The sequence below is a fragment of the Candidatus Pelagibacter giovannonii genome (assembly GCF_012276695.1).
Classification (GTDB): Bacteria; Pseudomonadota; Alphaproteobacteria; order Pelagibacterales; family Pelagibacteraceae; genus Pelagibacter; species Pelagibacter giovannonii.
In genome coordinates, this window is the sequence record NZ_CP038852.1 from 143,791 (window position 1) to 161,311 (window position 17,521).

Annotated in this window: 21 protein-coding genes, 2 tRNA genes and 1 riboswitch; of the genes, 10 read left to right on the top strand and 13 right to left on the bottom strand. The window is 28.8% G+C overall.

Going from position 1 to position 17,521, the window contains the following annotated elements; translation table 11 throughout:
* Entirely contained in the window at positions 1-192 is a 192-nt protein-coding gene (locus E5R92_RS00875; protein ID WP_006996892.1) for a 50S ribosomal protein L33, read from the top strand.
* A 2-nt stretch (positions 193-194) separates the two neighbouring features.
* On the opposite strand, the gene E5R92_RS00880 is transcribed toward E5R92_RS00875, so the two are convergent.
* A complete protein-coding gene (locus E5R92_RS00880; protein ID WP_168606241.1) occupies positions 195-485 on the bottom strand; it encodes a chorismate mutase in 291 nt (96 codons plus the stop codon).
* A gap of 42 nt (positions 486-527) precedes the next feature.
* Between E5R92_RS00880 and E5R92_RS00885 the strand changes: the two genes are divergently transcribed.
* The gene (locus E5R92_RS00885; RefSeq protein ID WP_168606242.1) at positions 528-1,538 is read left to right on the top strand and encodes a COX15/CtaA family protein; all 1,011 of its coding nucleotides are present in this window, start codon (positions 528-530) and stop codon (positions 1,536-1,538) included.
* Here the strand turns inward: E5R92_RS00885 and E5R92_RS00890 are convergent.
* Positions 1,531-2,859, bottom strand: a complete 1,329-nt coding sequence (locus E5R92_RS00890) for an O-acetylhomoserine aminocarboxypropyltransferase/cysteine synthase family protein (protein WP_168606243.1) — start codon at positions 2,857-2,859, stop codon at positions 1,531-1,533. The two genes, E5R92_RS00885 and E5R92_RS00890, sit on opposite strands and share 8 nt — an antisense overlap.
* A 4-nt stretch (positions 2,860-2,863) precedes the next feature.
* A riboswitch (SAM riboswitch) is annotated at positions 2,864-2,932 on the bottom strand.
* A gap of 138 nt (positions 2,933-3,070) precedes the next feature.
* Here E5R92_RS00890 and rplM point away from each other — a divergent pair.
* From rplM to E5R92_RS00925, 7 genes are read left to right on the top strand one after another with little or no spacing between them, the layout of a single operon-like run.
* Positions 3,071-3,532 carry a 50S ribosomal protein L13 gene (rplM, locus tag E5R92_RS00895; protein WP_168606244.1) on the top strand — a complete coding sequence of 154 codons (462 nt, stop codon included), beginning with the start codon at positions 3,071-3,073 and terminating at the stop codon, positions 3,530-3,532.
* Between the two features lies 1 nt (position 3,533).
* A complete protein-coding gene (gene rpsI, locus E5R92_RS00900; RefSeq protein WP_168606245.1) occupies positions 3,534-3,983 on the top strand; it encodes a 30S ribosomal protein S9 in 450 nt (149 codons plus the stop codon).
* Positions 3,984-4,017: 34 nt separating this feature from the next.
* On the top strand, positions 4,018-5,040 hold the full coding sequence (argC, locus tag E5R92_RS00905; protein ID WP_168606246.1) for an N-acetyl-gamma-glutamyl-phosphate reductase: 1,023 nt from the start codon (positions 4,018-4,020) through the stop codon (positions 5,038-5,040).
* Positions 5,037-5,261, top strand: a complete 225-nt coding sequence (locus tag E5R92_RS00910) for a hypothetical protein (RefSeq protein WP_168606247.1) — start codon at positions 5,037-5,039, stop codon at positions 5,259-5,261. The genes argC and E5R92_RS00910 overlap by 4 nt, the downstream gene beginning before the upstream one ends.
* Complete coding sequence (locus tag E5R92_RS00915; protein ID WP_168606248.1) at positions 5,262-6,554, top strand: homoserine dehydrogenase; 1,293 nt, start codon at positions 5,262-5,264, stop codon at positions 6,552-6,554. It abuts the gene before it with no gap.
* Positions 6,554-7,456 carry an AEC family transporter gene (locus E5R92_RS00920; RefSeq protein ID WP_168606249.1) on the top strand — a complete coding sequence of 301 codons (903 nt, stop codon included), beginning with the start codon at positions 6,554-6,556 and terminating at the stop codon, positions 7,454-7,456. The genes E5R92_RS00915 and E5R92_RS00920 overlap by 1 nt, the downstream gene beginning before the upstream one ends.
* Before the next feature lie 17 nt (positions 7,457-7,473).
* Positions 7,474-8,322, top strand: a complete 849-nt coding sequence (locus E5R92_RS00925; RefSeq protein WP_168606250.1) for a DMT family transporter — start codon at positions 7,474-7,476, stop codon at positions 8,320-8,322.
* Positions 8,323-8,848: 526 nt separating this feature from the next.
* On the opposite strand, the gene E5R92_RS00930 is transcribed toward E5R92_RS00925, so the two are convergent.
* From E5R92_RS00930 to E5R92_RS00940, 3 genes are read right to left on the bottom strand one after another with little or no spacing between them, the layout of a single operon-like run.
* Positions 8,849-9,127 (bottom strand): methylated-DNA--[protein]-cysteine S-methyltransferase, encoded by a 279-nt coding sequence (locus E5R92_RS00930; RefSeq protein ID WP_174823067.1) that lies wholly within the window; start codon positions 9,125-9,127, stop codon positions 8,849-8,851.
* Complete coding sequence (locus E5R92_RS00935) at positions 9,108-9,545, bottom strand: GNAT family N-acetyltransferase (RefSeq protein WP_168606252.1); 438 nt, start codon at positions 9,543-9,545, stop codon at positions 9,108-9,110. Before E5R92_RS00935 ends, E5R92_RS00930 begins: the two co-directional genes overlap by 20 nt.
* Before the next feature lie 45 nt (positions 9,546-9,590).
* On the bottom strand, positions 9,591-9,953 hold the full coding sequence (locus E5R92_RS00940) for a hypothetical protein (RefSeq protein ID WP_168606253.1): 363 nt from the start codon (positions 9,951-9,953) through the stop codon (positions 9,591-9,593).
* 75 nt (positions 9,954-10,028) lie between these two features.
* On the opposite strand from E5R92_RS00940, the gene E5R92_RS00945 reads away from it, so the two are divergent.
* The gene (locus E5R92_RS00945; RefSeq protein WP_168606254.1) at positions 10,029-10,946 is read left to right on the top strand and encodes a site-specific integrase; all 918 of its coding nucleotides are present in this window, start codon (positions 10,029-10,031) and stop codon (positions 10,944-10,946) included.
* 57 nt (positions 10,947-11,003) lie between these two features.
* Here E5R92_RS00945 and E5R92_RS00950 read toward each other — a convergent pair whose 3' ends face one another.
* From E5R92_RS00950 to E5R92_RS00985, 8 genes are all read right to left on the bottom strand, one after another.
* Positions 11,004-13,124, bottom strand: coding sequence for a glycosyltransferase (locus E5R92_RS00950; RefSeq protein ID WP_168606255.1), 2,121 nt, complete (start codon positions 13,122-13,124; stop codon positions 11,004-11,006).
* Positions 13,102-13,362: a GIY-YIG nuclease family protein gene (locus tag E5R92_RS00955; RefSeq protein ID WP_168606256.1), complete on the bottom strand. Its 261-nt coding sequence runs from the start codon at positions 13,360-13,362 to the stop codon at positions 13,102-13,104. Before E5R92_RS00955 ends, E5R92_RS00950 begins: the two co-directional genes overlap by 23 nt.
* A gap of 14 nt (positions 13,363-13,376) precedes the next feature.
* A tRNA-Glu gene (locus E5R92_RS00960) sits at positions 13,377-13,451 on the bottom strand.
* Between the two features lie 50 nt (positions 13,452-13,501).
* On the bottom strand, positions 13,502-15,196 hold the full coding sequence (gene recJ, locus E5R92_RS00965; protein ID WP_168606257.1) for a single-stranded-DNA-specific exonuclease RecJ: 1,695 nt from the start codon (positions 15,194-15,196) through the stop codon (positions 13,502-13,504).
* Entirely contained in the window at positions 15,193-16,140 is a 948-nt protein-coding gene (glpX, locus tag E5R92_RS00970) for a class II fructose-bisphosphatase (protein WP_168606258.1), read from the bottom strand. The genes recJ and glpX overlap by 4 nt, the downstream gene beginning before the upstream one ends.
* The gene (locus E5R92_RS00975) at positions 16,140-17,132 is read right to left on the bottom strand and encodes a putative transporter (RefSeq protein ID WP_168606259.1); all 993 of its coding nucleotides are present in this window, start codon (positions 17,130-17,132) and stop codon (positions 16,140-16,142) included. The genes glpX and E5R92_RS00975 overlap by 1 nt, the downstream gene beginning before the upstream one ends.
* Positions 17,132-17,413: an ETC complex I subunit gene (locus E5R92_RS00980; protein WP_168606260.1), complete on the bottom strand. Its 282-nt coding sequence runs from the start codon at positions 17,411-17,413 to the stop codon at positions 17,132-17,134. Before E5R92_RS00980 ends, E5R92_RS00975 begins: the two co-directional genes overlap by 1 nt.
* A gap of 4 nt (positions 17,414-17,417) precedes the next feature.
* A tRNA-Pro gene (locus tag E5R92_RS00985) sits at positions 17,418-17,494 on the bottom strand.
* Positions 17,495-17,521 lie beyond the last annotated feature (27 nt).

The following is a 17,521-nucleotide window of genomic DNA, read 5'->3' on the forward strand; positions in this document are numbered from 1 at the left end:
ATGGCAAAAAAAACACACGTTAAAGTTAGATTGGTACCTGAAGCTAAACCCGATAGTCCATTTTTTTATTATGTAAAAAAACCAGCTGGCGGTGAAAAAGCTAAAGTTAAATTGTCTGCCAAGAAGTACAATCCCTCTACAAGAAAACATGAGATGTTTGTGGAAAAAAAATTACCTCCACACAGTAAATAGTATTACTTTTTTCTAAAATTCCTTTTTTCGTAATCAATAAAAGACCAAATCATATTTTTCCAAATTCTATTGGTGATTTTTGGGTCTATATTAGTTTGTATTGATTTTTCTTTAATCTTTTTAAGAATAAAATTGATCCTTTTTTGATCAATAATTTCTTTCTTATGAATTTTTACTTTTAATACTTCATTGACTAGTGAAGATCTTTTTTTGATTAGTTTAAGTAAATCATTATCAAGCTTATCAAGCTTTATTCTAATCTGATTTAGTTTTTTCTTATTAGTAGGCGACATTTATTCAATTGGTTATTAAGATAATTATTATAAGTATAATTTATGTTTGTAAATAGCGACAACTATATAAAATATTTAAAATTGTGGTTAATAACTTTATTTTCATTAATTGTTATCATGGTAGCAGTTGGTGGTCTTACAAGATTAACAGACTCTGGTCTATCAATCACAACGTGGGAGCTCTTTACTGGAATACTTCCACCTTTGAATATTAATGAGTGGAATTTTTATTTTACTGAGTACAAAAAAATACCAGAATATCAAAATATTAATTATGGTATGTCTTTAGATGAATTTAAAATAATTTTCTATTGGGAATATGCACATAGATTATTAGCAAGATTTGTCGGCCTGTTTACTTTATTACCTTTACTTTTCTTTAGTCTGTATTTTAAAAATACCTCACATTATTCAAATAAATATTATTGGATATTTTTTCTTGTGTGTCTTCAAGGATTTATTGGTTGGTATATGGTCTCTAGTGGATTAACTGAAAATAATGACGTTAGTCACTTTAGACTTAGCATTCATTTGTCTTTAGCTTTATTTATCTTATGTTTAATTTTCTGGTATATTTTAGATATCTATCAAATAAAAAAATTACATGAAAAAATTCCAAATTTACTTTTATTATTCATACTTAAGTTGATAGTTTTCCAGATTGTATTAGGTGCTTTTTTATCGGGTTTAGATGGTGGTCTTATCTACAATTCATGGCCAGATATGAACGGTAGCTTTTTCCCAAATGATATTGGTTATGGTGATTTAATTAATACTCAATTATTTAGTAATCCGTCTATTGTTCAATTTTTACATAGATCGACTGCATATTTACTTTTATTTTTTATAATTATTTTAAATTTTATTTATTTTAAAAAAAAATATGATTTTAAATATATATTATTTTTTGATGTTGCTATCTTGATTCAAATTTTTTTAGGAATTATAACTTTGATTTCTGGTGTAGAGATTAGATATGCTTCACTACACCAGTTAGGTTCAATATTAGTTTTGAGCTCTTATTTTTTGATATTGTATAAAAACTCTAACTAACAGCCTTTAATTTCTTTTTTGATGAGTTTTCTAATGCTTGATCTAGGTCATCGATAATGTCATCAATATGCTCTAAACCAATACACAATCTAACATATCCAGGTGTAACACCAGCGGCTGCTAATTCACCTTCAGTTAACTGACTGTGAGTTGTCGATGCAGGATGAATTGCTAAACTTCTTGCGTCACCAATGTTAGCTACATGGTAAAACATCTTTAAAGATTCAATAAATCTTTTTCCTGCTTCAATGCCTTCAGCTAATTCAATACCGACTAAAGCACCATTGCCACCATTAAGATATTTTTTGGCTCTTTTATTTATTTCATTATTATGTTCGGTAGAATAAATAACTTTCTTTATTGCTTTATGTTTCTTTAAATAATCAACAACTTTAGAAGCATTTTCACAATGTTGCTTCATTCTTAAGGCAACAGTTTCTAAACCCTGTATTACACCAAAAGCATTATCAGGAGAAAGAGCAGAGCCGAGATCTCTCAAAATTGTCACTCTTGCTCTTACTGCAAAAGAAACATTAGCTCCTGTTAATTCTGGAACTGCTTTACCCCAAATTACACCACCATAACTTGCGTCTGGCTCATTAAATAGAGGTTGCCTTTTTGGGTCTGCTGTCCAGTCAAAATTACCACCATCAATTAAAGCACCACCAACAACAGTACCATGTCCTGCTATATATTTTGTAAGTGAATAAACTACTACTGCAGCCCCATGTTCTAATGGCTTACAAATAACTGGTGCAGCTGTGTTATCTACTATTAATGGTATATTGTATTTTTTTCCAATATCTGAAACTTCTTTAATTGGAAAAACTCTTAAATATGGATTTGGTAAAGTTTCTCCATAAAAAGCTCTCGTCTTATCATCTATAGCTTTTTCAAAGTTTTTTGGATCAGATGGATCGGCATATCTAACTTCAATACCAAGTTTACTTAGAGTGTGAGTAAACAAAGACACTGTTCCACCATATAGATCTGTAGAACTAACAATATTATCACCAGCTTGTGCAACATTTAAAATAGCAAAAGTTGATGCTGTTTGACCAGATGCTACTGTCAAGCTAGCTAGACCTCCATCAAGTGCTGCAAGTCTTTTTTCCAAAACATCATTGGTTGGATTCATGATTCTTGTGTATATATTTCCAAATTCTTTTAACGCAAATAGGTTTGCAGCATGTTCGGTACTATCAAATTGATATGATGTTGTTCTATAAATCGGAACAGCCACCGCATTTGTTGTTGGATCACTTCTATAATCACCACCATGTATGGCTATAGTCTCAGGGTTTTGTCTTTTTGTGCTCATCTTAATACTCCTTTTTTAGTACTTTTGCTTTATGCAAGGCGTACAATACAGTTCAAATGCGCCTACCGATAATGTGGGTAAAAATCCTGTTTAGCAATAACTAGCCTGCAATAGGAACAAATCGGCTTAATCAAACTATCATTTAAGTATGATATTACAAGGGAAATATAAAATTGACATTATATCTAATAATAGTATTAATCCTCGCACAATGACAAAATTTATAAAAAGTGGTGATTTAAGCAGCAACTGGTTTGAGATAGATGCTAAAAATGCTGTTGTAGGCAGATTAGCCTCAATCATTGCAATGATTGTTAGAGGAAAAAATAAAACTACTTTTACACCTCATATGGATGACGGTGATTTTGTTGTGGTTAAAAATGTTGAACAAGCAAAGTTCACAGGAAAGAAATTCAAAGATAAAAAATATTATAGACATACTGGTCACCCAGGTGGAATTAAAGAAATTACTCCTGAAAAATTATTAGAAAAAAACAAACCTGGTGAGACACTAAAATTAGCTATTAAAAGAATGTTACCTGGAGGAGTTCTTGGTAGAAAACAGTTAACTAAAGTAAAAATTTATGCTGGTGAAGAACACCCTCATGCAGCACAAAACCCAAAACTTTTAGACCTAGGTAAATTAAACAATAAAAATTTAATAAGAAATTAATATGGAAACAGCAGCCGCACCAACTAAAGTATCACCAAAAAAACCTAAAATTAAATTAGATTTTAAAGACAGTAAATACGCAACTGGTAGAAGAAAAAAATCTATTGCAAAAATTTGGGTGAAAAAGGGTACTGGCAAAATTTACGTAAATGGCAGAGCTATGGATGAATATTTCACTAGTGGAAGTCATAAAATGCAAATTACAAGACCATTTGAAATTATAAACCAAGCAACTGATTATGACGTAAGATGTAGTGTTGCAGGTGGTGGTCACACAGGTCAAGCTGGTGCAATGGTTCATGGTATTGCTAAAGCACTAATCTTATTTGATTCAGAGAATAGAGCGATACTTAAGACTGAAAAGCTAAATACCAGAGATTCTAGATCAGTTGAGAGAAAAAAACCTGGTCGTAGAAAAGCTAGAAGAAGTTTCCAATTCTCGAAAAGATAATTCTTTTTTAACTCTAAACTGCTATAATAATACAATGCCAAAGCTTAATGTTTTAGTTTCTGGATCAACTGGTTATATCGGTGTTCAATTAATTAAATTATTAGTCAAGCACAGTGATGTTAAGATTAAATATCTTTGTGGGAACTCCTCTGTAGGAAAAAATATCTCTAGTTATGAAAAGTCATTAAGTTCAAAAAAGTTACCTAAAATAATCAAATACAACAGATCCCTTTTAAAAAATATAGACCTAGTTTTTACAGCCTTACCCAATGGAGAAGCACAAGATATTGCAAATCATTTGTTTAAACATAATGTATTAATTGACTTAGCTGCTGACTTTAGACTTAATAAAGCATCAGATTATCTAAAATGGTATAAACAAAAACACAGATCTGTAAAAAATATTAAAAAATCAATTTATTCATTACCAGAAATCAATGGTGACAAAGTAAAGAAATTTAATATTATTGGATGTCCAGGTTGCTACCCAACTTCAATACTTTTACCACTTATACCTTTGGTTAAGAATAATTTAATAAAAACAGATAATGTTATTATAGATTCAAAATCTGGCTACTCAGGAGCTGGGAGAGGCGTACATAATAAATATAAAGATAAAAACCTTTATGAATCGTTAAGTGCTTATGGTGTTGGTTTTCATAGACATAACTCTGAAATTCAGCAGGAAATTAATAACTACACTAAAAAAAAATTTTCTTTTACATTTACACCCCATCTAACACCAATGTTTAAAGGGATACTCAGTACTATTTATGTAGATCTTAACAAAGGAGTAAGTATTAAAAAATTAGAAAACACTTTAAAGAGCAAATATTCAAAAAATAGATTCGTTAAAATTTTAAAAACAAATTCATTGGTAAGCACAAATGACGTAATTAACACAAATAATTGCTATATAGTAATTTGTAAAACTAAGTATAAAAATAAAGTTATTATTTTATCTGTTATTGATAATTTAATTAAAGGTGGGGCAGGACAAGCCATACAAAATATGAATATCAAATACGGTTATAACGAAACAAAAGGATTAATTTGAAATACTTATTTTTACCTTTAATATTATTTCTAACTTCGTGTTCATTAAATAAAGACTCTGCTTATTGGAATGAAGATCCCATAAAAAAGTCTGCTGATGATAAAAAACTATCAAAGATATTAAAAAAAACTGGTGATTACAAATCTATGACTTTTGATGAATTTAACCTCTTTCTTAAAGATTATTCAAAAAATGCAGAATACCCAGATATAAATCAATAGATGAAAAATATAATTAATATTGCTGTAGTTGGTCTAGGACAAGTTGGTATCTATTTGTTAAATGAACTTAACACTAAAAAAAAAGATATTGAACTTAAGACGGGTAAAAAGATCAATGTAGTAGCTGTTTCAGCAAGAAGCATTTCTAAAAAGAGAAGATTTAAAATTAATAAGAAAATATTCTTTAAAAATCCATTAGAAATTTTTAATAAAACCAAAGTAGATATTTTATTCGAAGCTATAGGTATGTCGGATGGAATTTCTAAAAAAGTTGTAGAAACTGCCTTAAAAAATAAAATACATGTAATCACTCCTAATAAAGCACTCATCTCTAAACATGGCGATTATTTAGGAAAATTAGCTGAGGATAATAATGTTAATTTGGAATTTGAAGCATCTGTGGCAGGTGGAATTCCAATATTAAGAACCATTAAAGAGGGTCTTTCAACTAACAAAATTTCTAAGGTTTATGGAATTTTGAACGGTACTTCTAACTATATTCTTTCAGAGATGAGAAATTCTAAAGACAGTTTTTCAAATGTTTTAAAAAAAGCACAAAAACTTGGGTATGCTGAACCAGGTAATCCTAAATTAGATCTTAATGGTTTTGATGCTTTTGCTAAAGTAAGAATTTTGTCTGCTCTTGCTTTTAATACTAAGATTTCAAAACACAAATGTTTGATGGAAGGTATTGAAAAGATTGAGTTAAAAGATATTGAAATTGCTAATCAATTAAATTCACGTATTAAATTATTGGGTATTTCTGAGATTATTAATAATCAATTGTTTGAAACTGTTCATCCTTGCCTAGTAAGTAAAAATTCGTACATTGGTAACGTTGGTGGAGTTATGAATGCTGTTATTCTTGAAGGAAAACCTGTTGGTGAAAGTATATTACAGGGAGAGGGAGCTGGCCCTGGTCCAACTTCATCATCGTTATTATCTGATCTACTTTCAATATTGAGTGGAAATGTTAAAAAACCCTTTGGTATTCCTGGTAGCAAACGTAAATCAATTAAATGTTACAACGTTAATAATTATGTAAATTCTCTATATTTGAGATTTGAAGTTAAAGACAAACCTGGTGTTTTATCAACAATTACTAACAGATTAGCTAAATATAAAATTTCAGTAAAAAGATTAATTCAAACTCCTGATAAAAAAAATAATAAAGCCACTATTGTTATTATTACCCATAAAACTAATGAACTTAATTCTAAGAATTGTCTTTCTGTTTTCAAAAAAGATAAAAATATTCTTAAATATCCTACATTGATTAGAATTTATAATTAATGGAAATATATCTAAAACTGTTTGAGGTAATATTTCCTGTCTTTTTTGTTGTTGGTATTGGGTATTACCTAGGTAAAAATAATTCAAAAATTGACACAACTTTCATAACTAATTTTGCTGCTAATATTGGAACCCCAGCTATGATTATATACGCTCTAACTTCAACTGGTATATCCTTTGAAATATTTAAAGATTACTCCTGGTACTTCTTAATAGCAATTGTAGCTTTTACTTTTATCGGAATAATTTTTTTATTTTTTTTAAAAACAAAAGACATCATCCGCGAACTTCCACCATTCATAATGCCAAATACTGGAAATATAGGTATGCCTATTTGCCTATTTGCTTATGGTAATGAGGGCTTAGGTGTTGCAGCATCAATTGGAGCTTTAATAGTTTTATGCCACTTTACGTTGGGGATTTTTCTCGCTGATAGAAAATTCAATATTAATGTTATTCTTAAAAATCCACCATTTTATGCAATTATAATTTCAGTGATTCTCTTATATTTCAAAATAGAACTTCCTGTATTTGTAGAAAACACAACCTTTCTACTAATGTACGCTACAATTTTTTTAATATTAATGTCTTTAGGAATTGCCTTAACTCGTTTTAAAGTTTTTTCTTTTAAGAAAGCTTTAATTTCATCAATTGGAAGAGTTGTCCTAGGTCCTATTGTTGCGTTATTAATAATTAGATTTTTTGATCTATCAGGATTTGCAGCTGGTGTTTTATTGATACAATGTTCAATGCCTAGTGCTGTTTTAAATTATCTTGTAGCTTCAATTTATTCACCAAAAAAAATTGTAGATAGTGTTGCTAGTACCATTGTTGTTTCTACAGTTATGTCTTTTGCTACTATTCCGGTAGTCGTATTCTTTGCTTTAAAATACTTTAATTAAACTGTATCTATTGGCTTATGAAAGCCATCATATTTAACCTTTTAGCCTGGGTAATGCTTCCAATCATGGATGGTTTTGCCAAGTATTTAAGTGCTGATATGCCCGTTTTACAGATCACTTGGGCAAGGTACTTTTTTACGGTCGCATTCACACTTCCAATAATGTTCTTCTTCTATAATAAGCAGCTCGTTTGGACAGATAAGCCTAAATTACAAATATTAAGAGGTTTAATACTGCTTTGTGCAAATATTTGTTTCTTCTATGCAATATCTGTTATCTCTTTAGCTAAAGCCTTAACACTCGCCTTTGTGGCACCCTTAATTGTTACTGCATTTTCTCCCATATTATTGGGTGAGAAGGTGGGTATAAGGAGGTGGACTGCTGTTATTATAGGGTTTATAGGCTCTCTAGTGGTTATAAGGCCAGGTTTTGTAGAGATCAACTTGGCTAGTCTAGCAGCATTAGGAACAGGTATAATGTATGGCTTCTATTTAATAATTACACGTAAATTGAGCACTTCAGATAATCCTTTATTAACCTTATTACTAACTGGATTAGTTGGATTAGTCGCTGTTTCAGGATTAATGCCATTCGTTTGGATTAATCCAAGTGTCTCTCAATGGTCTATGATGGCCTCTATAGGCGTATTTGCCTGCATTGGGCACTTATTTCTTATATTATCACTTAAATATGCTGATGCCTCTAAATTAGCTCCATTTAGCTACTTTGAAATCATTACTAATATAATTATTGGGTATTACTTCTTTAGTGACTTTCCTGATAATTGGACATTCTTAGGTTTGTCCATTATTATTATGAGTGGAATTTATATCTCTAGAAGAGAATCTTATATTAAATCCAATTAATTAGGTATAACTTGTTTACTAATACTTAATATTACACATTAATATAATCTTTTAAACTACTGTAATTATTGATTTAAATGTAATATTATAAATTTACATAATTTTATTTAAAATATGAAAATATTTAATAAATAATTAAATTATAGTTACTAAAAATTGGCCTAAAATAAAATAAATATAGTTTGTAGCCAGGTAAAATGGTGATTTAGCGTTGATATTAAATACTTATTTCACTTAATAGGGTAGTTTTGTTAAAATTAGAGTATTTATGGAATAGAATAGGGGACTGAAAAAGCGAGTAAAATGGTCTTTTTTACTCCTTCTATAATCGTTGCTATTGTTGACAAGTGGAGCAATGCAGTATGAGAATATGCTATTTAAACGTCCATAGGATGGTCTATTTTAGCTGAAAGCCTATTTACAGTACAACTGAAGGATGCATTACAGCAATTAGACAAAAATATGTCCAAACACCTAAAAAGTATTTAATACCAGGGGTTTTTGATGTTTTTTTGAGTTAAAAGTACTATTTTATGAAGACCTTTTCTAATCTCAATAAACGTCGTTTTTCTTGAATTCCACCTTTTCGAGAGTATCCGCCGAGGCTTCCGTCGGATCTGATCACTCGATGACAGGGTATTTTAGGAGGATAGGGGTTTTTACCCACTGCATTAGCAACAGCTCTAAAAGCCTTAGGTTTTCCAATGGCTTTAGAAACTTCTAAGTAGGTCTTAACTTTGCCTTTGGGTATTTTCCTCAGGTAATTCCACACTTTTAGCTGAAACTTAGTTCCCTTTAAGTTCATATAGTTCAAAACCTGTATTGTTTGCTATTTTATCGTATAATTTCTTAGCATTTTCATTGGAAGAGTGGGTGATCCAACGAATTCCATTCCAATTATTGGCTTTAGATAATGATTTTAGATGAGTAATGAGTTTTTGAGCTATTTTTTGACCTCTAAATTCTGGATCTACGAACAAATCGTCTAAAAAACCAATATATTGGCCCTTAATTGGTCTCGGCATTGTTCTATAATGGGCAATTCCAACAATTTTACCCTCTAATTCAAAGCAAAGTCCTTTAACATCGTGGTCTTCATCATGAATCCATCCCCAAATAGTGTCTAAAACCAATGTATTCATTTCTACTTTGTAGAAATCAGCATAACCATTATATAATTTAGCCCAAATTTCCTTGTCTTTTTCTTCTAGTTTTCTAATCATTTGGTTTAATTTCGTTATTTAAATTATTGATATTAATCATTTATTTTAAATCTGAGATAAAAATCTAATTCTAATTTCTGGTTTATAGCTTAAAACCAAAACTTTATAGACACCTTGATATTGTTTAACTTCAGCTGGATGCTTGTTTAAATCCTTAGCCATAGCCATAACTATTGGTATTTCTGTGTTTATACGATCTTTAAAAAAATCTTGAAATTTTTGGTATTTTCCAAGCTTTTTATCTCCATCTAAACCTTTTGAAAGCCATGTTTCTAAAATATGAGTTTTTCTATCATATTCATTTTCCCACATGACTGGCATTTTTTCTTTTATTTGTCCTGGTGATTCAGCAAACCAAGAACCTCTGTATTCAAATCTTATAAGATTAATATTTACATAAGAGCTCATTATTTAATATTTATATGTATTGACATCTAAAATCATCTAATATATATTTCCGATAATTAATGGTTATCGGAAAATATGAATGATTTAATTACAGATATAAAAAGCCTTGAATTAGAAACTATTAAGAATTTAAGAAATTCTAAATCAGCAAATACACTTAGAGCTTATCAGTCTGACTACAACGACTTTTCATTATTTTGTTCAAAAAATGGATTTCAGGCAATGCCAACACAACCAAAAATATTGGCTTTATATATAACTCACTTATCATCTTACTCAAAATACAGCACTTTAAAAAGGCGTTTAGCTTCAATAAGTATACTCCATAAAACTAAAGGTCATTATTTAGATACAAAACATCCCATAATTATGGAAAATTTAATGGGGATTAAAAGAACAAATGGAAGTAATCAAAAAGGTAAAAAACCATTATTAATCAACGATTTAAAAATATTAATTGATGCAATACATCAATCTAATGAAAAAGATAAAAGAAAAATTAGAGATGAGGCTTTAGTTTTAATTGGATTTTCAGGTGGTTTTAGAAGATCAGAGTTGGTTGATATTGACTATGAAGACTTAGAGTTTGTATCAGAGGGAGTTAAGATCTTCGTAAAGAGGTCAAAAACTGATCAATCTGGTGAAGGTATGACTAAGGCTATCCCCTACTTTGATAATGAAAAATTTTGTCCTGTAAATGCATTGAAAAATTGGATTGAAATATGTGATTTAAAAAAAGGTAAAATTTTTGATATTTCAGATAAAAGCGTAGCATTAGTAATTAAAAAGTATGCTAATTACGCTGGTTTAGACAGTCATAGATACGCTGGACATAGCTTAAGATCAGGATTTGCAACCTCTACAGCAGAGTCTGGTGCTGAAGAGAGAAACATAATGGCTATGACAGGTCACAAATCAACAGAAATGGTAAGAAGGTACATTAAAGAAGCAAATTTATTTAAGAATAATGCTTTGAATAAAATAAAAATATAACTAAATATTTTTCTTAATAATAATTTGATACCAAATTTTAAAAAATTTTGTCATTATTTAGAATAAAGATGGTTTATTTCCTAAAGAAATATCAATAAAATATTTAGTAATTTTAATTTCGTTAAAAAGTTTAAAATATTTTTTCTTGCCGTTATTGGCTATTTTTTTTCTCAGTTTATCATTAACTGAGTAGAATTTAATTTTATCTGATAGATCGGCTATATTATCATAAAAAATCATTTCATTATTGTTAAAAAAATCACTCATTTGAACTTTTTTGTCAACAAAAGTTAGCAATCCGTTACCAACAACTGAAGCTATTCTATTACTTGAATAGTGTTTTGTTGGTTTACCACGACTTAAATTTAAAGCCATTTTTGAATTGATAAGAGCGCTATTAAAGTCGTCACCCCATATTGGCTGTTTATTGGCAAAGCCGTAGAAGTCATACTTTATTTTTGATATTTTTTTCACAAGTTTATCTAAAAATTCAACTCTATTATCCTCGGTCCCTTCTTTAAGAATAGCTCTGTTAACGCCATGACTCATTGCATAAAAAAGATCTTTTTTTGGATTCATCTTAAAAACATCAAACCGTTCAATATTTTTATCTACAGGTACAAAGAAAAAATGCAGATTATCAGAATTAATCTTTTGTTTTAAAACAGATGGATCTGTTGTTATGAAATTATGATCAACAGAATCTGAATATAAGTTAATATTAGTAATATTTTGTTTCGAATAACTAAGATCTGGCATCACGGGATCCTCATTCCACTGCGAAATAATCAAATTTTTGTTTAAGAGTTTTAACTCTTTAATAGTATCGAGGTTAATGTTCTTAGTGTGACCAAAGAATAAAAGGTCTGGATTATAATTTTTACATGTTTCAATTAAATAATTTTGAAAATTGACCCTACTATTTTGTAATAAATTATATGTTTTATTATTTTTTATAAAATCTCGATCACTAATTTCTAAAACATCATTACCATTTCTAATAAAACCATTTGTAAATTTTTTACCTAAAGAGATATTAAACAATCTATGATTAAGTTTTTGACCTTGATTGTATAAATTTATAATTTTTATTTTATTTTTCAAAAAATTGACATTATAAATTGGAAAAATACTTTCACGTATTTGGTCAATAAATTTAGTATTATTTAAGACTTGGTGCTTAATATTTTTTCTGCTATTTCTCTGGATAAGTTTTCTTTTTTTATTATTAAGAATTAATTTTTTGATCTCTTTATAGAGATTTTTTTCATCTATTTTTTTAAGAATAATAGCTTGGTTTGTAGTTTCTATTAAACCACCTCTGTTAGAAATAATAGTAGCACACCCTCTAGATGATGCTTCTAAAGCAGTTCTTCCAAAAGGTTCCTCCCATCTTGATGGTACAACGGCAATTTCAGATTGATTTAATATATCTAGCGTTTTTTTATGACTTAAAAAACCTAATTCTTTATGTTGAGTGTGATTTATATAAATAGATCTACGGTCCTCATCACCAACAGATAATGATTTCCATTTTGGAAATTCATCCAAAATTTTTTGTATAGATTTTTGAAAAATATCATAACCTTTTGAGTGATTAAGCCTTCCAACAAATGTAATGTATTTACATTTTTTTGTAGTTTTTTGTTTATTTACACTTGGATATACAATTTCTGTCTTGGCGCTAAGCTTAAGATCTAAGTTTAAAAAAAACCTATTTTTTACCCACTCACTTACAAAAATTATTTTTTCAACATTCTTTAAGATAAACAATCTCTCTTCAATTGTTTTAGATCCATTCATGGACAGTGGATCATTGTGAAAATAAAAAATAAATCTATTTTGAATTTGTTTTAATAAATTAAATAAAATTAAGGGTCTATTGTGAATTTCAATTAAATCAAATTTTTTTTTATCAATTTCTTTGGCTAACTTGTAGCTATACTCAGTTGTTGTACTTTGGAATTTTGAATTTAAACTTTTTAAATTTATGTTTATATAATTTTTTGTTAAATAATTTTTAGAATTTGTATTTCCATAAATAAAAATATTATTTTTAAATTTTGAATTTTTAAAAAATTCTGAAACCCAAAGAGATGCAGCAGAAGCTTTTTCCAAAGAATAGTTTTCTTTGTACGGTAAAATTGTAGCAATATTAATTTTTTTTTTCGAATTCATTTAACAATTTAGTTCTTTCTTTTCTATCTTTTTTAAGCTCATATTCAAATGAAAGTGCTTTATTTTTTGAATAAAACCTTTTTTTATAAACGAGTTCCCATTCATAACCTTTTGTTGATTTAGCACCTTTATTTTTATTATGACTGTCCAATCTTTTATTGATATTATTTGTATAACCTACGTATGATTTATTTAAGAAGCCTTTTACAGTTTTTATTAAATAAACATAGTAAACCATAAATAGATCTATTTTGGCGGTCCCTGGGGGAATCGAACCCCCCTTTGCAGGATGAAAACCAGCTGTCCTAACCGATAGACGAAGGGACCATGTTGAAATCTTTTATTTTAAAAGTCATTATTTATCAAGCCTAATTAATTTATAGGATTATGTCTCTAATTGTTAATTGAAGAGTTTTTTTATTATTCCAGATGTTTTCATTGATTTGACCTATTACACTAATGTTGTTTTTATAACTCATTAAATATTCACCAATCTTAGTATTAATGGAATTGAAGGATATTGATTTAATTGAAAAACCTGTTTTTGATTTTAATACCAGAGATATGTGCTTGTTATTTAATATAATTGGATTGATTATTCTTAAATTTCTTAACATAAATATTGGTACTGAATTTCCTGTACCGAAGGGTTCTAATTTTTTTATATCATTATAAAAATCTTGATCAAATACTGATGACGAAAGTTCTGATTCATATGAAAATATATTATTATTTACAGTATTAGATTTTAAAAAATCTTCTAATATATAATCTTGAAAAGTTTTTAGTTTACCTTTATTTAACGTAAATCCTGCAGCCATATTATGACCACCACCATTTATGATTATATTTTTATCTAGTAAATTTTTAATTACACGACCAATATTATAATCATAAATTGATCTTGCTGATCCCTTTAATAATTCATTAGACGCGGTAATAACAATGGAAGGTTTATTGAAATAATCTTTTAATCTTGCTGCAATAATTCCAATCAAGCCTTCATTTATATTTGGGTTATAATAAATAATTACATCTTTATTTTCTTTTTCAATTTGGTGAAAATCAATTTCATTTAGTACTAAGGTTTCAATTTCTTTTCTTTTATTATTTAATTTAATTAAATAGGTAGACCTCTCTTTGATAACTTGATCGTTATTAGAAGATAATAATTCTGTAGCATATTGAGACTTACCTAGTCTTCCACCAGCATTTAATATAGGTCCAATTAAATAACCCAAATCATTAATATTAATCTTATTTTTTTTTTCATTTAATTCAAAAATTGCATTCAGGGGTAAATTTTTTTTTATATCGAAACTTTTAAGCGCATTTAATGCAATTAATCTGTTAAGCTTTCTTAAAGGCATCACATCACATACCGTAGCTAACAAAACATATATCAAATAATCAGATATATTTATTTCACTTTTTATTTCCTTAATTAGTAAATCTAAAAAGAAATAGGAAAGTGAGGTGGCACATAAATAATCGTATTCTTTATAACCATTGTCTTTTTTTGGGTTTATAATTGAGTTTGCTTTTGGAAATGGCTCATTAATTTCGTGATGATCAATTATTAAAGATTTTATTTCATTTTCATTTAAAAAATCTATTGCTTCATTTGAGGTAGAACCGCAATCAACCATTATAATCAATTTAGGTTCTTCCAAGATTAGTTTTTGAAAGAGTTTTTTAGTTGCTCCATAACCATCTTTTTCCCTATCAGGGATATAATAAAAAAATGAGTGATTTATGCTTTCTAGAAATTTAACAAATAATGATGTAGCAGCAGACCCATCCACATCATAATCACCTAAAATACATATTTTTTCATTGTTATTGATGCAATTAACAACAAGTTTAATAGATTGATTGAAATCCTCACTTTTTAAAAAAACGTTATTTAAATCTAAATTCGTATCGATTGTTGCAATTTCATCAACATCAAATTTTCTTGAAATAACTAGTCTAGATAAAATGTCACTAAAATTATAATCTTGTTTTAATTTATCAACTAAGTTTTGATTAATATATTTTTGTTCCCACTTCTTACCTGAAACAGAAATCATTCTTTAATAAGATTTGATCTTTTAATCGTTTCTTTAAATCTTAAACTTTTATGTGTAACTAATGTTTCAGTAATATATTTATCATTATTTATTACCACTCCATTTAACATCTCACTTGAAGTAATCCCTGTTGAACAAAAAATTGAATCTCCTTTTATAATTTCATTTAACTCATATTTTTTATTCAAATCAGTTATTCCCATTTTATTTGCATCTTTAATATCTTTATCATTATCAAATATAAATCTTCCTTGAAAATGGCAATCAAATGCATCAAGAGCTGATGCTGCTAACACTCCTTCTGGGCCACCTCCTACACCTAAAAAAATATCGACATTATACTTTGGATTTGTCACATATAATGCACCAAGAACATCCCCATCAGTAATCAATTTAATATTAATATTTAGTTGCTCCAATTCATCAATTATTTTTTTATGTCTTGGCCTATCCATGACACATGCTGTGAGAGATGAGATCTCTTTGTTAAGAAAATTAGCTAAGTTTGAAACATTTTTTTTTAAAGAAAAATCTAGATCAACCAAACCTTTTTCAATTGGTCCGGTTGCAATTTTATCCATATATGTTTCTGGGGCATTAAAAAGATTTCCTTTTTCAGCAATTGCGATAACTGATATAGCACCAGGTAAATCATTTGCTGCAAAATTTGTTCCTTCTAAAGGGTCAACAGCAATATCAAAATATGGTCCTTTTTTATTACCAAGTTTTTCACCTGTATAAAGCATAGGTGCTTCATCAAGCGAACCTTCACCAATAACAACTTCACCATTCATATCTATTTTATTTAACTCATATCTCATTGAGTCAACAGCTGCTTGATCAGCTGCAATCTTGTCCTTTTTTCCAACCAAATATGATGATGCTAGTGCTGCTTTTTCAGAAACTTTTATAATTTGATCAACATATTTTTTATCAATAGACATTAATCTTTTTGAATAACTATTTCAGTCGAATTTATTACGTTCTCAAATTCTCTTAGTCTTTTATAAACACTTGCCAATTCTATAATAGTAGGCCAAGCTTTCAATAGGTATTGCAAAGAACCTTCAACTCTTCCAAAAGCTCTTATAATTTGCTGCATAACACCTAATGTAACAACACCTGCTACAATAGCCGGAGCTAAGAAAACATATGCTGACAATACATTTGCTTGTAAGTAAGCCATACGACCAATATTAAAATATAAATATCTTATGTAGCTTAAAAAGTGAATTGAACGAACGTCATCAAATAATTCATTTATTGTTTTAGGTCTAATATTACCATCGTCTTCAGCTACAACTAATATCTTTCTGTATGCAGCCTCTTTTTTTTGTAGATCATATTCCACTCCAACTAAACGTAATATCCAACCTAATCCAATCAAGAATATTGTACCACCTATAGTCCAAAGTAATGCACCAGTTATCAATCCATATTGCCAATCACCAAAAAAGAAGATTGGTATACCAACTGATAACCCTAATAAAATTGGAGTAAATTGTATTAACACCATAACTGATTCAATAAAACTTGTACCTAGAGATTCCATAATACGGGTAAACTTAATTGTGTCTTCTTGAACTCTTTGTGAGGCTCCTTCTATTTTACGAGCTCTATCATAAACAGAATGATACCATTCTACCATCGCAGCTCTCCATCTAAACAAGTAGTGTGCTGTAAAAAAACTAATTATAACGTAAAGAGCTATATACATACCAGCCAGTGTAATAAATGACGCTAAATTTGCCCAGTATTCTTCAATTGTAATAGAGTTGGGTTTAGCTAGTGCTTTTTGAATCATATCATAGAAGACACCAAACCATTCATTGATTTTTACATCAATTTTTACTTGAACCCACAATGATAATAAAATTATAAATGAACCTAACCAAGACCATAACTGCCATTTTTTTTTAGTAAAAAATTTAAACATTATTTTAAGAAATTATCTGCATATGATTTCTTAACAATTTTTCTTTTTTGAGGTTCAATTATTTCAAAATCAATTTTATTTTTTTTTGCATATTCTATAGCTAATTCTTTAGAAGAAAATTCCAAATTTAATTCTGATAGCGTGTTAGAGTTTGTCTCCCAACCCATCAAAGGATTAATACCAGTATCTTCAGTTTCAAATTCAATTAACCATTTGTCTGATTTACCTAAACCAGACTGCATGGAGGTTTTTGTTGGTATATAAATTTTTGCTTTTTTCATAAAATGGTCGGGGCGGCAGGATTTGAACCTGCGACCCTCTGGTCCCAAACCAGATGCGCTACCAGGCTGCGCTACGCCCCGATTGAGGTACTAATACATTAGATATTG

Bases quoted from the DNA above. Each gene is read 5' to 3' on its own strand.
- E5R92_RS00955 (WP_168606256.1), bottom strand. From the start codon at position 13,362: ATGGTTTACTATGTTTATTTAATAAAAACTGTAAAAGGCTTCTTAAAT.
- E5R92_RS00930 (WP_174823067.1), bottom strand. From the start codon at position 9,127: ATGAACTTAAAGGGAACTAAGTTTCAGCTAAAAGTGTGGAATTACCTG.
- E5R92_RS00875 (WP_006996892.1), top strand. From the start codon at position 1: ATGGCAAAAAAAACACACGTTAAAGTTAGATTGGTACCTGAAGCTAAA.
- E5R92_RS00945 (WP_168606254.1), top strand. From the start codon at position 10,029: ATGAATGATTTAATTACAGATATAAAAAGCCTTGAATTAGAAACTATT.
- E5R92_RS00975 (WP_168606259.1), bottom strand. From the start codon at position 17,132: ATGTTTAAATTTTTTACTAAAAAAAAATGGCAGTTATGGTCTTGGTTA.
- E5R92_RS00890 (WP_168606243.1), bottom strand. From the start codon at position 2,859: ATGAGCACAAAAAGACAAAACCCTGAGACTATAGCCATACATGGTGGT.
- E5R92_RS00925 (WP_168606250.1), top strand. From the start codon at position 7,474: ATGAAAGCCATCATATTTAACCTTTTAGCCTGGGTAATGCTTCCAATC.
- E5R92_RS00950 (WP_168606255.1), bottom strand. From the start codon at position 13,124: ATGAATTCGAAAAAAAAAATTAATATTGCTACAATTTTACCGTACAAA.
- rplM (WP_168606244.1), top strand. From the start codon at position 3,071: ATGACAAAATTTATAAAAAGTGGTGATTTAAGCAGCAACTGGTTTGAG.
- recJ (WP_168606257.1), bottom strand. From the start codon at position 15,196: ATGATTTCTGTTTCAGGTAAGAAGTGGGAACAAAAATATATTAATCAA.
- rpsI (WP_168606245.1), top strand. From the start codon at position 3,534: ATGGAAACAGCAGCCGCACCAACTAAAGTATCACCAAAAAAACCTAAA.
- E5R92_RS00940 (WP_168606253.1), bottom strand. From the start codon at position 9,953: ATGAGCTCTTATGTAAATATTAATCTTATAAGATTTGAATACAGAGGT.
- E5R92_RS00920 (WP_168606249.1), top strand. From the start codon at position 6,554: ATGGAAATATATCTAAAACTGTTTGAGGTAATATTTCCTGTCTTTTTT.
- glpX (WP_168606258.1), bottom strand. From the start codon at position 16,140: ATGTCTATTGATAAAAAATATGTTGATCAAATTATAAAAGTTTCTGAA.
- E5R92_RS00915 (WP_168606248.1), top strand. From the start codon at position 5,262: ATGAAAAATATAATTAATATTGCTGTAGTTGGTCTAGGACAAGTTGGT.
- E5R92_RS00885 (WP_168606242.1), top strand. From the start codon at position 528: ATGTTTGTAAATAGCGACAACTATATAAAATATTTAAAATTGTGGTTA.
- argC (WP_168606246.1), top strand. From the start codon at position 4,018: ATGCCAAAGCTTAATGTTTTAGTTTCTGGATCAACTGGTTATATCGGT.
- E5R92_RS00935 (WP_168606252.1), bottom strand. From the start codon at position 9,545: ATGATTAGAAAACTAGAAGAAAAAGACAAGGAAATTTGGGCTAAATTA.
- E5R92_RS00980 (WP_168606260.1), bottom strand. From the start codon at position 17,413: ATGAAAAAAGCAAAAATTTATATACCAACAAAAACCTCCATGCAGTCT.
- E5R92_RS00880 (WP_168606241.1), bottom strand. From the start codon at position 485: ATGTCGCCTACTAATAAGAAAAAACTAAATCAGATTAGAATAAAGCTT.